Source organism: Nocardia suismassiliense (assembly GCF_900269665.1).
Classification (GTDB): domain Bacteria; phylum Actinomycetota; class Actinomycetes; order Mycobacteriales; family Mycobacteriaceae; genus Nocardia; species Nocardia suismassiliense.
In genome coordinates, this window is record NZ_LT985361.1 from 8,951,592 (window position 1) to 8,964,035 (window position 12,444).

General features: G+C 68.1%; 12 protein-coding genes. 3 read left to right on the forward strand and 9 right to left on the reverse strand.

Translation table 11 applies throughout. The annotated features are described in order from the left end of the window. Window positions 1-30 precede the first annotated feature (30 nt). Together groL and DBO33_RS40235 are read right to left on the reverse strand one after the other, a co-directional pair. Window positions 31-1,656, reverse strand: coding sequence for a chaperonin GroEL (gene groL, locus DBO33_RS40230; protein WP_107661010.1), 1,626 nt, complete (start codon window positions 1,654-1,656; stop codon window positions 31-33). 248 nt (window positions 1,657-1,904) lie between these two features. Beyond that, complete coding sequence (locus DBO33_RS40235; RefSeq protein ID WP_107659693.1) at window positions 1,905-2,198, reverse strand: hypothetical protein; 294 nt, start codon at window positions 2,196-2,198, stop codon at window positions 1,905-1,907. 87 nt (window positions 2,199-2,285) lie between these two features. On the opposite strand from DBO33_RS40235, the gene DBO33_RS40240 reads away from it, so the two are divergent. Both DBO33_RS40240 and DBO33_RS40245 read left to right on the forward strand, forming a co-directional pair. After that, the gene (locus DBO33_RS40240) at window positions 2,286-4,352 is read left to right on the forward strand and encodes an NAD(+) synthase (protein WP_107659694.1); all 2,067 of its coding nucleotides are present in this window, start codon (window positions 2,286-2,288) and stop codon (window positions 4,350-4,352) included. A 114-nt stretch (window positions 4,353-4,466) separates the two neighbouring features. After that, window positions 4,467-5,141 carry a suppressor of fused domain protein gene (locus DBO33_RS40245; RefSeq protein WP_107659695.1) on the forward strand — a complete coding sequence of 225 codons (675 nt, stop codon included), beginning with the start codon at window positions 4,467-4,469 and terminating at the stop codon, window positions 5,139-5,141. Between the two features lie 30 nt (window positions 5,142-5,171). Here the strand turns inward: DBO33_RS40245 and DBO33_RS40250 are convergent, their stop codons facing one another. From DBO33_RS40250 to DBO33_RS40275, 6 genes are all read right to left on the reverse strand, one after another. Beyond that, a complete protein-coding gene (locus DBO33_RS40250; RefSeq protein ID WP_107659696.1) occupies window positions 5,172-5,900 on the reverse strand; it encodes a Clp protease N-terminal domain-containing protein in 729 nt (242 codons plus the stop codon). A 103-nt stretch (window positions 5,901-6,003) separates the two neighbouring features. Beyond that, window positions 6,004-7,092 carry an NAD(P)/FAD-dependent oxidoreductase gene (locus tag DBO33_RS40255; RefSeq protein WP_107661011.1) on the reverse strand — a complete coding sequence of 363 codons (1,089 nt, stop codon included), beginning with the start codon at window positions 7,090-7,092 and terminating at the stop codon, window positions 6,004-6,006. A 98-nt stretch (window positions 7,093-7,190) separates the two neighbouring features. Further along, window positions 7,191-8,267, reverse strand: a complete 1,077-nt coding sequence (locus DBO33_RS40260; RefSeq protein WP_107659697.1) for an RNA polymerase sigma-70 factor — start codon at window positions 8,265-8,267, stop codon at window positions 7,191-7,193. Between the two features lie 55 nt (window positions 8,268-8,322). Then, complete coding sequence (locus tag DBO33_RS40265) at window positions 8,323-9,225, reverse strand: CDP-alcohol phosphatidyltransferase family protein (RefSeq protein WP_107659698.1); 903 nt, start codon at window positions 9,223-9,225, stop codon at window positions 8,323-8,325. Then, the gene (locus DBO33_RS40270; RefSeq protein WP_107659699.1) at window positions 9,225-9,956 is read right to left on the reverse strand and encodes a phosphatidylserine decarboxylase; all 732 of its coding nucleotides are present in this window, start codon (window positions 9,954-9,956) and stop codon (window positions 9,225-9,227) included. Before DBO33_RS40270 ends, DBO33_RS40265 begins: the two co-directional genes overlap by 1 nt. Window positions 9,957-10,059: 103 nt before the next feature. Beyond that, entirely contained in the window at window positions 10,060-10,332 is a 273-nt protein-coding gene (locus DBO33_RS40275) for a GlsB/YeaQ/YmgE family stress response membrane protein (RefSeq protein ID WP_107659700.1), read from the reverse strand. Window positions 10,333-10,594: 262 nt separating this feature from the next. Between DBO33_RS40275 and DBO33_RS40280 the strand changes: the two genes are divergently transcribed. Further along, a complete protein-coding gene (locus DBO33_RS40280) occupies window positions 10,595-11,632 on the forward strand; it encodes a beta-ketoacyl-ACP synthase III (RefSeq protein ID WP_107659701.1) in 1,038 nt (345 codons plus the stop codon). Between the two features lie 57 nt (window positions 11,633-11,689). Here the strand turns inward: DBO33_RS40280 and DBO33_RS40285 are convergent, their stop codons facing one another. Next, complete coding sequence (locus DBO33_RS40285; protein ID WP_407670592.1) at window positions 11,690-12,406, reverse strand: SIMPL domain-containing protein; 717 nt, start codon at window positions 12,404-12,406, stop codon at window positions 11,690-11,692. Window positions 12,407-12,444: the final 38 nt, after the last annotated feature.

Below are 12,444 nucleotides of genomic sequence, written 5' to 3' on the forward strand. Positions count from 1 at the left end.
GTTTCTAGAGGTGTTGCCGAGTGGCTGGACTCAGAAGTCCATGCCGCCCATGCCACCGGTCGGGTCGCCGGCGGGCGCGGCGGACTTCTCCGGCTTGTCGGCGACGACGGCCTCGGTGGTGAGGAACAGAGCCGCGATGGACGCCGCGTTCTGCAGCGCGGAGCGGGTGACCTTCACCGGGTCGGCGACACCGGCGGCAAGCAGGTCCTCGTACACGCCGGAATCGGCGTTGAGGCCGTGGCCGGCCGGCAGGTTGGAAACCTTCTCGGCGACAACGCCCGGCTCGAGGCCGGCGTTGAAGGCGATCTGCTTCAACGGAGCCGACAGGGCGACGCGCACGATGTTCGCGCCGGTCGCCTCGTCACCGCTGAGCTTCAGGTCGTCCAGCGCAGGCGCCGACTGCAGCAGGGCCACGCCGCCACCGGCGACGATGCCCTCTTCGACGGCGGCCTTGGCGTTGCGCACGGCATCTTCGATGCGGTGCTTGCGCTCCTTGAGCTCGACCTCGGTCGCGGCACCGGCCTTGATGACCGCAACACCGCCGGCCAGCTTGGCCAGACGCTCCTGCAGCTTCTCCCGGTCGTAGTCCGAGTCCGAGTTCTCGATCTCGGCACGGATCTGCTGCACGCGGCCCTTGATGGCCTCCGCGTCGCCCGCGCCCTCGACGATGGTGGTCTCGTCCTTGGTGATGACGACCTTGCGCGCCTGGCCGAGCAGCTCGACACCGGCGGTCTCCAGGGAGAGGCCGACCTCTTCGCTGATGACCTCGCCACCGGTGAGGATGGCGATGTCGGCGAGCTGCGCCTTGCGGCGGTCACCGAAGCCCGGCGCCTTGACGGCAACGGACTTGAAGGTGCCACGGATCTTGTTGACCACCAGGGTCGACAGGGCTTCGCCCTCGACGTCCTCGGCGATGATCAGCAGCGGCTTGCCGGCCTGGATGACCTTCTCCAGCAGCGGCAGCAGGTCCTTGACGGTCGAGATCTTCGAGCCGACCAGCAGGATGTACGGATCCTCGAGGACCGCTTCCTGACGCTCCGGGTCGGTGACGAAGTAACCCGAGATGTAGCCCTTGTCGAAGCGCATGCCCTCGGTGAGCTCCAGCTGGAGCCCGAAGGTGTTGCTCTCCTCGACGGTGATGACACCTTCCTTGCCGACCTTGTCCATGGCCTCGGCGATCAGCTCACCGATGGACGAGTCGCCCGCGGAGATACCAGCGGTAGCAGCGATCTGCTCCTTGGTGTCGATCTCCTTGGCGGACTCCAGCAGGCGAGCCGTGACGGCCTCGACAGCCTTCTCGATGCCGCGCTTCAGACCGAGCGGGTTCGCGCCGGCCGCGACGTTGGGCAGACCCTCACGCACGAGCGCCTGGGCGAGCACGGTGGCGGTGGTGGTGCCGTCGCCCGCGACGTCGTCCGTCTTCTTGGCGACTTCCTTGACCAGCTCGGCGCCGATCTTCTCGTACGGGTCCTCCAGCTCGATCTCCTTGGCGATGGAAACACCATCGTTGGTGATCGTGGGGGCGCCCCACTTCTTCTCCAGGACAACGTTGCGACCCTTCGGCCCCAGCGTCACCTTGACCGCGTCGGCGAGGGCGTTCAGACCCCGCTCGAGGCCGCGCCGGGCCTCTTCGTCGTACGCAATTGTCTTGGCCATTGCGTTGAGATCCTCCACATGTATATGGCTGACACACAGGAACGACCGCAGGTTGGGTCGCCCTAATACGCTGGCCAGGTGCGGTGCCCGCGACGGACGACCGAGGGTGTCGATGGAACCCGGTCTCACCGTCCCGACCTGGCACTCACAGCTTTAGAGTGCCAACGCCATTTCTAGCACTCGGAGGTGCCGAGTGCAAGGTCCGGGGTGCTCCCGCGCCGCTCGGCTCGCAACTTTCGGCACCGGGACTAAGCCCGGTCGTCGACCCGCAACACCAGGGCCACGAACGCGTCGGTCCTGCGCTCTTCCGGGGACCTCGGCTCGCCGCCCTCCACGGTGACGAGCTCGGCATCGTGCAACAACAACTCCGCTTCGACCCGCATGATCGCCCGAATAAATGGGGGCGCCACCTCGGGGGGAAGATCTCCGTTGACGACATAGCTGCCGTCCGGCTGTGACTCTGTGGACACATAAGAAAGCGCACGCAGCAGATCGGCGCGTCGTTCCCCCGCGATTAGGTCGGAATCCGTTTCATCCGCCATTGCTATAGCTTAGCGGGCCACTATGGCGGGTAGGTTCCGGAGGGGAATCATGATCATTTCCGGCAGCCTCGGCGAAGGGGGACGGCAGTGCGTGAACTGCCCTTCGAATCGCTCTATCGGCACGATTTCGCCCGGGTGGCGGTCGCCGTGCCGCGGGTGCGGGTCACCGACCCGGCCTACAACGTCGAGCAGACGCTGGCGCTGGCCAGGGCGGCGGCGGCCGACGGAGTGGTGCTGACCGTTTTCCCGGAGCTCGGCCTGTCCTGCTACACGGCCGACGATCTCTTCCACCAGGACGCGCTGGACGACGCCGTCCAAGCGGCGCTGGCGCGGGTGGTCGCTGAGAGCGCCGACCTGGACACGGTGCTGGTGGTCGGTGCGCCGGTGCGGACCCAGGGGCGACTGTTCAACTGCGCCGTCGCGATGTGCCGCGGCGTGGTGCTCGGTGCGGTGCCGAAGAGTTATCTGCCGAACTATCGGGAGTTCTACGAGAAGCGGCAGTTCGCGGCGGCACGGGAGAACCTGGAGACGCACGTCACGATCGCCGGGCAGCGGGTGCCGTTCGGCGCCGACTTGCTGTTCGTGGCGAACAACCTCGACGGGTTCGTCTTCCATCTGGAGATCTGCGAGGACGGCTGGGTGCCGTTGCCGCCCAGCGGTTTTGCCGCGCTGGCCGGGGCGACGGTGCTGGTGAACCTGTCGGCGAGCAATATCGTCATCGGCAAGGCCGACTACCGCAGAGCGCTGTGCACCTCGCATTCGGCGCGCTACCTGGCCGCCTACCTGTATTCGGCGGCGGGACACGGGGAATCGACGACCGACCTGGCCTGGGACGGGCAGGCGCTGGTGTGCGAGAACGGTGATCTGCTCGCCGAGGGTGTCCGGTTCGCCGATCATCCGCAGTTGGTCACCGCCGACCTGGATCTGCGCCGTCTGGCCGCGGATCGACTGCGCACCACCAGCTTTGCTGACAATGTGCACGACCACCGGGAACGGCTGGCTCGGCTACGGCGGATCGAGGTGGAACTGCCGATTCCCGCGGGCGTGGTGGAACTGCGGCGCGAGATCGAGCGCTTCCCTTACGTGCCGGCCGATCCCGCGGTGCGCAACGATCGCTGCGCCGAGGTGCAGCACATCCAGGTCGAAGGGTTGAGCACCCGGCTGCGCGCCACCGGGATGGAGCGGGTGGTCATCGGAGTGTCCGGCGGGCTGGACTCCACGCAGGCGTTGATCGTCGCGGCCGAGACGATGGACCGGCTCGGCCTGCCCCGGGCAAATGTCTTGGCGTACACCATGCCCGGCTTCGCGACCAGCACCCGAACCCGCACCGACGCGCACCGGCTGATGGACGCGCTCGGCGTGACCGCGCAGGAGATCGATATCCGTCCGTCGGCGACGCAGATGCTGCGCGACCTGGGCCACCCGGCCGCCGACGGCGTGCCGCAGTACGACGTCACCTACGAGAACGTGCAGGCGGGCGAGCGCACCTCGCACCTGTTCCGGCTGGCGAACCAGCACGGCGCGCTCGTCGTCGGCACCGGCGATCTGAGCGAACTCGCCCTGGGCTGGTGCACTTTCGGCGTCGGCGACCACATGGCGCACTACAGCGTGAACGCCTCGGTCCCCAAGACGCTGATCAAGTACCTGATCGCCTGGTCGGTCGAGACCGGGCAGTTCGGGGCCGCGGCGGGCGAGGTACTCACCTCGATCCTGCAGACCGAGATCTCGCCGGAGTTGGTGCCCGACAACGCCGCTTCGAGCACCGCGGCGCCGAGTCAGAGCTCCGAAGCCACCGTCGGCCCGTACGAACTCCAGGATTTCCACCTCTACTACCTGCTCCGCTTCGGCTACCGACCCAGCCGCATCGCCTATTTGGCCAGGCACGCGTGGTCGGACCCGAACCGCGGCCGCTGGCCCGATCTGATCCCCGCCGACCAGCGCAACGCCTACGAGCTCGCCACCATCAAGCGGTGGCTCGCGGAGTTCCTGCGCCGGTTCGTGCAGACCAGCCAGTTCAAACGCTCGACGCTGCCCAACGCGCCGAAGGTCGGCTCCGGTGGCTCGCTGTCCCCGCGCGGTGACTGGCGGGCGCCGAGCGACGCGTCGGCCGCGGCCTGGCTGGCCGAACTCGAGCGCAATGTGCCGGACGCCTGACCGGCTGTGCGCCAACGACATCCGGCTCGGGCAAGCTACTCGCCGAACAAGCGCAGCCGGACGGAGTCCACGCACGGCCGGAGCGACGGCGGCGGTTCCCCTTATGGTGGCGGGGTGAGTGAAGCACCCGGCTGGAATGCCATCGACGGCGCGCTGCGGCCGTTGTACGGCGATATCGAACCTTTCCATTGGGCCACCGATCACCGCTGGTCGCTCGGCGGTCCCGACCCGCTCGACGGGATCAGCGCGTACTCACGCACCGAGCCGGTCCCGCACTGGCACTACATCAGTTACGGCATGACCGAGCTGTACGAGAAGGAGTGGGACAACCCGGCGGAGTCCGGCTGGGGGTTCGAGTTCACCTTCCGGCTGGTGCGCAAGCCCACCGACACCGAGCCGCCGGTGTGGCCCGCGAACTTCCTGCAGAACCTCGCCCGTTATGTCTTCCAGTCCGGCAAGTGGTTCGAGCCGGGACACACCATCAAAGCGAACGGCCCGATCGCCGCCGACCGGCCGAACTCCGGCATTCGCGCCGTCGGCTTCACCGTCGACCCGGAGCTCGGCACCATCGAAACCCCGCACGGCAGCATGCGATTCCTGCAATTGGTCGGGCTGACGATGCCCGAGTACCGGGCCGCGCAGGGCGGTAAAACGTTGGAACTACTGGCGGAACTGGCACCGCATCTTCCGCTGTACGTCACCGATCTCGATCGCGAGCCGTTGGTTGCCGAGCCGAAACCCCAAGCGCAATGGCCACGTTGGGGTGGCGGCCTGCGCGGGCGGGCGTAGCTCGGCAGTTTCAGGCCGCGCACCACCGCCTCATTGCTTTTTGGGCATGTACGGGGCGAGCAGTTCGACAATATGAACCTCGGTCTTCGTCTTGTCCATGCCGAGACCGGTGAGCAGGCCGTCCCCGTTCTCCTGTTCGAGCAGCGCGAGCAGGATGTGTTCGGTGCCGACGTAGTTGTGGCCCAGGCGAAGTGCCTCGCGGAAGGTCAGCTCGAGCGCCTTCTTGGCCTCCGCGTCGAACGGAATGAGCGGCGGCACGTCGCCTGTACCGGCGGGCAGCGCGGCGGCCACCGCTTCGCCCACGGCCTCCAGCGAGATCCCGCTGGTGAGAATCTCTTTCGCGCCGATGCCTTCGGGTTCGGACAGCAGGCCGAGCACCAGGTGCGCGGTACCGATCTCCGAGTTACCCGCGGCGCGTGCGGCTTCCTGCGCGGCAATGACGACCCCGCGGGCCCGCTCGGTGAACCGGGCGAAGCCCGCACTGGGATCCATCAGAGCATCTTGGTCCAGACCGCCGGGGCCTTTCGGCACGAAGCGCTTCTGCGCGGCCTGTTTGGTGACGCCCATGCTGGCGCCGATGTCGGTCCACGAGGCGCCGGCGCGGCGGGCCTGGTCGACGAAGTGGCCGATCAGGTGATCGGCCAGTTCGCCGAGGTGATTACCGGTGACCACGGCGTCGGACAGTTGGTCGAGCACATTGTCGGGTCGGGCTTTCTTGATGCCATCGATCAGGTCGTCGAGGCGATATGGCTGCGTCATGCCGTCAACGATAGGTTGACGATCCGTCAGCGTCAACCCGAAGTTGACGAAACCTGATCCACTACCGGACGCCAGTGCCGTAGCCGCCGAAATGGTGCACTGTTCAGGGGCGGGCCGCCCATCCCGCACCCCGAACGACCTGCTCTTTCACCCACGCCGCCGGTCGCCCGGTCAGCACGGTTCGCGCAGGCGAGTCGTCCGCGTGCAGCACCTGGATGAGCCCGTCCCGACGGCCGAGGCTCAGACACTGGACGACATACCGGAACCGCAACTTCCCCGGTTCCGCGCCACGAAGCCGGGCAACAATCGCATCGGCCGCGTACTTGCCCGTGGGCAACGCGGTCGCACAGGCCATCCGCAGGTCGCGCCCGCCGGGTCCGGCGATCACGGCGCTGTCGCCCGCCGCGTAGACGTCCGGGTGCGAGATCGACCGCAGCGCAGCGTCTACCAGCACCCGGCCCGTCCCGTCGACCGAAAGGCCCGCTCGCCGCGCCAGATCCGGCACGGCGAAACCCGCGGTCCACACGGTCGCGGCGGCCTCGATCAGCGTGCCGTCCGCCAGCCGCGCCCCCGCCGCGGTCACCTCGAGCACCTTGGCATCGGAGCGGATCTCGACACCGAGCCGCTCGAGCACGCGGCGAATATGCTTGCGCGCCCGGGGCGACAACCATGCACCCGGCTCCTCCGGGCTGAGCAGGCACACGCGCGAATCAGGATGTGACTCAGCGAGTTCCGCAGCCAGCTCGATACCCGTGGCACCGGCACCGACGACAAGAACAGTGCCGGACGGAGCTTCGAAACGGCTCACGTCCTCCGGCGTCGACACCGAGTAGGCATGCTCCGCAAGGCCGGGAACACTGGCCCGGTCCGCGATACTGCCCAGTGCGTAGACGAGGGTGTCGTATTCGAGAACCGTTGCGGTGTCCAGCAATACCCGCTTACTCGCGGTATCGATCTCCGTCGCGCGAGCGCGCACGAAATGGATCTTCTTGTTGTCCAGCAGTTCCCGCAGGCTCCACGTCGGAATCTGTTGCCCGGCGGCCTGCTGGTGCAGCCGTACCCGTTCGACGAAGTCGGTGCGCGCGTCGACGACGGTGATCCGCGCCCCGCGCGCCTTGCTCGCGAGGCGGCCCGCTGCCGCCAGTCCCGCGTACCCGGCGCCGAGGACGACGATCCGATGCTGTCCGGTCATGAGGTGGCTCCTTTTCGTTCGGCCGACACCCTTCAGATCGAACAGCCCCACCATTGCTGACAATTTTCGGGCGTGAAGCACGTCACGCTGCCGGCGACTTACTGCGCGGCACCCGTGGACTCGGCGAAATAGGCCAGTTTCTCGGGGTTGACGACCAGCCGCAGCGTGGCCACCGCGCCGTCGACCAGCTCGATGCCGACGACGAGCATCGGCGCACCGTTCACCCTGGCCACCGCGGCGGGCGCACCGTTGACCTCCTCGACGAGCAGCTCCATGCCGGGCACCTCCCACCGCAACAGCCCGACCAGGTACCGCGCGACCTTGTTCGCACCGACGATCGGCCTGCGCGCCGCGTTGATCTGATCGCCGCCGTCCGCGATCGACACCACATCGGCGGTGAGCAACTGCTCCAGCGACTCGATGTCACCGTTGCGCGCCGCCTTCAGGAATCGTTTGATCAGCTCGCCCGCGTACTCGGATGGCACATCGAAGCGGGCCCGGCCCGCGCGCACCCGCAGCCCGGCCCGCCGGTAGATCTGCTGCGAGTTGCCCTCGGTGATGGTGAGCATGTCGGCGATCTCGCGATGCGCGTAACCGAACGCCTCGCGCAGCACGAACACCGCCCGCTCCACCGGGGTCAACCGCTCCAACGCGGTGAGCAGCGCGAAGGAAACCAGTTCGCGCTCTTCGACGGTCTCCAGCGGACCGAGCTCGCCGTGCTCGGTGGCCACCGGCTCGGGCAGCCACGGCCCGACATAGGTCTCCCGGCGGGCCCGCGCCGAGATCAGCCAGGCCCGGCATTGATTCACCAGCACGGTGGTCAGCCAGGCCTCGGCGGAACGGATTCGGCTGCGGTCGGCCGCGTCCCAGCGCAGATAGGTCTCCTGCACGGCGTCTTCGGCTTCACCGGCGGACCCGAGCATCCGGTAGGCGAGTGCGAACAGCCGGGGGCGATGCGTCATGAACACGCCCAACCCGTCCGGCTCCATCGCTACCCTCTTTCGCGCCCGCCCGCCGGGTATGACCGTACCGCTCGCCCGGGTGGACAACCGCATGTGTTCGGTCACCGCCGAATCCGCGATACCGAGCAGCCGCTTCAGGCCGAATCCGGCGACGCCGAAGCCGCCGACACCCCAGCCACTGAAACCGAAGCCACCTATCGCCAGCGTGCCCATACTGCAAGAGCATTCCTGGGCGGGCTTTCCAAGACCTTAAGAAAACCCAGCAGGCTCAGCGGGACAGGTCGTTGCCTTCGCGCTGCTTGCCACCCGGCCTGCGTAACCGCAGGCGAGCAGTGGAGCCGCGGATCGCCGGGCGGCGGATCACCGGCCGCCGCTGGGCCCGCCGTTGCGCGCGCCGCTCGGCGGGCTTGTGCGTCCAGGTTTCCGGGCGGGCGGCGACCCAGCGCTGCGAGTGCCAGGCGAAGGGAATGTGGCACAGGTACAGCGCGACCAGGATCAGCAGCAGCACGATCGGGTAGGTGACCAGCAGTGCTGCGGCCAGCGCGACGAGCACGAGCAGCCCGGCGGCGGCCTGCGGCGCCACCGACACCGACTTCATGGCCAGCGTCGGAATGGTGCTGACGCACAACGCCGCGGCGGCGACGGTCCACGCCGAGACCGCGTAGAAGCCGACCCACCAGCCGTCACCGAACACCTCGAACAGCGCGACCGGCACCATGGCGATGAGCGCGCCCGCCGGGGCGGGCACGCCGACGAAGTACTCGCGCGACCACTCCGGCCGGGTGTCGTCGTCCAGCAGGGTGTTGAACCGGGCCAGCCGCAGCACGATGCTCACCGCGAACAGCAGCGCGACGATCCAGCCCGCGGTCTCGCTGTGCAGCAGCGACACGTAGAGCACCAGCGCGGGGGCGACACCGAAGGAGATGGCGTCGGACAGCGAGTCCAGCTCCGCTCCGATCGCGGTGGTGGCGTCCAGCATTCGGGCCAGCCGGCCGTCCAGCGTGTCCAGCACGGCCGCGGCGCCGATCATCGCCAGCGCGATGTCGAGCCGGTTGTCCAGCCCGAACTTCACCGCGGACAACCCGGAGCACAGCGCCAGAATGGTCACCACGCTCGGCAACAGCCGGATGGGGCGGCGCCGCCGTCGCTGAATCGGAGCAGCCGCCTCCATCATGAAGCGGCGGGCGTCGACCCGAGCACCGCGAGCACGGTCTCGCCGCCGATGGTGCGCTGCCCCGGCTCGACCAGCAGCTGCGTGCCGGCCGGGAAGTAGGTGTCCACCCGGGAGCCGAAGCGGATCAGGCCGTAGGTGTCGCCGATCGTGAGCACGTCGCCGACCTGGGCGTCACACACGATGCGGCGGGCGAGCAGGCCGGCGATCTGCACCACGACCACCTGATGCCCGGACGGGGTGTCGAGCACCATGGTGTTGCGCTCGTTCACCGCGCTGGCCTCGGGCAGATCCGCCGAACGGAACTGACCCGGCTGATGCAGCACCGTGCGCACCACACCGGACACCGGAGTGCGCTGCACGTGCACGTCGAGCACGGAAAGGAAGATGCTCACCCGGGGCACGGGCTGGTCGCCGAGGCCCAATTCCGCAGGCGGAGCGGCGGTATCGACGAGGGCGATCTCGCCGTCGGCGGGCGCGACCACCGCGCCGGGGCGGTTCGGCGGCACCCGATTGGGGTGCCGGAAGAAGGTTGCGCACGCGGCCGCGGCGAACAGACCCGTCCGGCGCACCCACTTTCGCTTGCCGCCGAGGACAGCGACCGCTAGGGGTGCGGCAACGAACGGAAGCCCGGCGGGGTGCAGCGGGGGGATCGCGTTGCGAACCAAATCGGCGACGTGGCCGACTCCGGTGCGTTCAGGCGTGCCGGGCGGCGTGGGACGGCGGGCCACAGGCTCCTCTTTCGTGCTAGATGCAGTCGGATTACGCCCTCCACGATAGGACCGGCGCAAGCGTTCACACCTTACGGGAAAGGAGCCTGTGGCACCGGTGCCGTCAGCTTCGGACTCGACGTCCCATCACCAGGCCGACCAGGAACAGCAACACCACCGCGCCACCGAGGCAGGTGAAGAAGCTGAACCAGAGGCCACCGCCTTCGACGTCGACACCGAACAACTTCAGTAGGAAACCACCGAGTAGGCCACCGACGATGCCTACGACAATATTCAACAGAATGCCCTGCTGGGCATCGGTCTTCATGATCTTGCTGGCAATCCAGCCGGCAAGACCGCCGATGATGATCCACCCGATAATCCCGAGACCGAGCATGGTGTCCTCGCAATCCGCGTCTACCGTCCATGCGTACCTGGAACGGTTCACACATAGTTGGGGCATGCCGACAGGAGCAATCAGCATGCTAATCGCGGTATACCCGGGGTTTGTGAGAATACGCACGGCGAAACGCCGGATCTCCGGCTAATATGAGGGGGCCTCATGTCTACGGCTCCGTAGGTGGCGGTTGATGAGGGATCCATTTTCGATGCTTCGGGGACAACCCGGCGGCGGTGCCGCAGGTACATAGGAGACGCACATGGCTGCTCGAATCGCCCAGACCACCGGGGCAGAGCACACGGCGATCCTCGGGCTCGGCGTATACCGCCCGGTCCGAGTCGTCACCAACGACGAGGTGGCGGGGCCGATCAACTCGAGCGACGAGTGGATCCAGACCAGGTCCGGGATCAAGACCCGGCGCTTCGCCGGAGAATCCGAAACCGTGCAGAGCATGAGCGTCGCCGCCGCCAAGGGCGCGCTCGAGTCGTCCGGGATCGCGGTCGATCAGGTCGACTGCGTGATCGTCGCGACGTCGACCCACCTGCTGCTCACCCCGGCCGCCGCACCGCGGATCGCGACCGAACTCGGCATGAACGGCTCGGCCGCCTTCGACGTTTCCGCGGGCTGCGCCGGCTTCTGCCACGCGCTCGCACTCGCCTCGGACCTGGTCCGCGGCGGCACCGCAGGCCACGTGCTGGTGATCGGCGTGGAGAAGCTGACCGACACCATCAATCCGACCGACCGCTCCACCGCGTTCCTGTTCGCCGACGGCGCGGGCGCGGTCATCGTCGGCCCGTCCGACGAGCCGGGCATCGGCCCGACGGTGTGGGGCTCCGACGGCACCCAGCACCACGCGATCCGCCAGGACAAGGACTGGGTCGAGTTCTTCCGCGAGATCGAGGAGAAGGGCACCGACGCGGTGCGCCCCTACCTGGCGATGGAGGGCACGGCCGTATTCCGGTGGGCCGCACACTCGCTGGAGAAGGTCTGCCGCGACGCCATCGACCGGGCCGGGCTGTCCACCGACGACCTGAACGCGATGATCCCGCACCAGGCCAACGGCCGCATCATCGAGATCATGGCGCGGGTGCTGAAGCTGCCGGAGAACTGCGCACTGGCCAACGACATCGAGGAGACCGGCAATACCTCGGCCGCGTCCATCCCGCTGGCCATGGAGGCGATGCTGCGCAAGGGCGAGTCCAAGCCCGGCGATACCGCGCTGCTCATCGCGTTCGGCGCGGGACTTTCCTACGCCGCCCAGGTAGTGACGCTGCCCAAGTTCGCGATCACGGTGTAATCAGCGCGCATCAACACGCGCCCCGGCGCATGATCAAGCACGCGCCCCGGCGCACAATCAACGCAGCCCCCAGGTGACCTTCACGGTGAAGGTCACCGTCTGCGTGCCCGGTTCCAGCGGAACCGATTGCGGCGCAGCGTCTTGCGCCGACATCTTGTTCGCGCTGTCATCGTCGTGGCTGCTCGCCTCGGTGATCGTGTCGACCTCGGTCAACCGCACCCCGGCGAGCACCGCGTACTGCTCGGCGCGCGCCTTCGCGTCGGCGAACGCCCGGGCTCGCGCGTCGGCGAGCAACTGCGAATTGTCGTCGATGGCGAAAGACACCGAGCGCAGCCTGGTTTCGTTGCCGCCCGCCTTGATCGCGCTGTCCAGCACGCCGGAGGCCTTGGTCAGATCGCGCACCACGACGCGCACCGAGTTGGTGGCGCGGTAGCCGATAACGGTGTCGCCGCCGTTCGGTCCGCCCGAGTACTGGGGCTGGATCGAGACGTCGGTGGTGCGCACGTCTTCCCGGGTGGCGCCCGCGCCGACGACGGCGTCGGTCATCGCCTTGGCCTTGTCGTTGGCGCGGGCGATGGCGGCCGAGACATTCTCGGCGGTCACCTCGACGCCGAGGTCGGCGTTCAGGATGTCCGGCGCGCCGCGCACCTGGCCGCTGCCGACGACGGTGACGTGCCGTTCGGGTCCCGGGTCGTCGGTGCCGCAGCCCGTCATCAGCACGGTACCGACTGCCATCGCGGCACCGGCCGCGGACCAGCGCGTCATTCGTCGCATACTCGGCAACTTACGCACCGAACCCGCTGCGCCGGACG

Coding starts and splice junctions, on each gene's coding strand:
- DBO33_RS40260 (WP_107659697.1), bottom strand. CDS start 8,267: ATGGGCACGCTGGCGATAGGTGGCTTCGGTTTCAGTGGCTGGGGTGTC.
- DBO33_RS40275 (WP_107659700.1), bottom strand. CDS start 10,332: ATGCTCGGTCTCGGGATTATCGGGTGGATCATCATCGGCGGTCTTGCC.
- groL (WP_107661010.1), bottom strand. CDS start 1,656: ATGGCCAAGACAATTGCGTACGACGAAGAGGCCCGGCGCGGCCTCGAG.
- DBO33_RS40285 (WP_407670592.1), bottom strand. CDS start 12,406: ATGCGACGAATGACGCGCTGGTCCGCGGCCGGTGCCGCGATGGCAGTC.
- DBO33_RS40265 (WP_107659698.1), bottom strand. CDS start 9,225: ATGGAGGCGGCTGCTCCGATTCAGCGACGGCGGCGCCGCCCCATCCGG.
- DBO33_RS40235 (WP_107659693.1), bottom strand. CDS start 2,198: ATGGCGGATGAAACGGATTCCGACCTAATCGCGGGGGAACGACGCGCC.
- DBO33_RS40280 (WP_107659701.1), top strand. CDS start 10,595: ATGGCTGCTCGAATCGCCCAGACCACCGGGGCAGAGCACACGGCGATC.
- DBO33_RS40255 (WP_107661011.1), bottom strand. CDS start 7,092: ATGACCGGACAGCATCGGATCGTCGTCCTCGGCGCCGGGTACGCGGGA.
- DBO33_RS40250 (WP_107659696.1), bottom strand. CDS start 5,900: ATGACGCAGCCATATCGCCTCGACGACCTGATCGATGGCATCAAGAAA.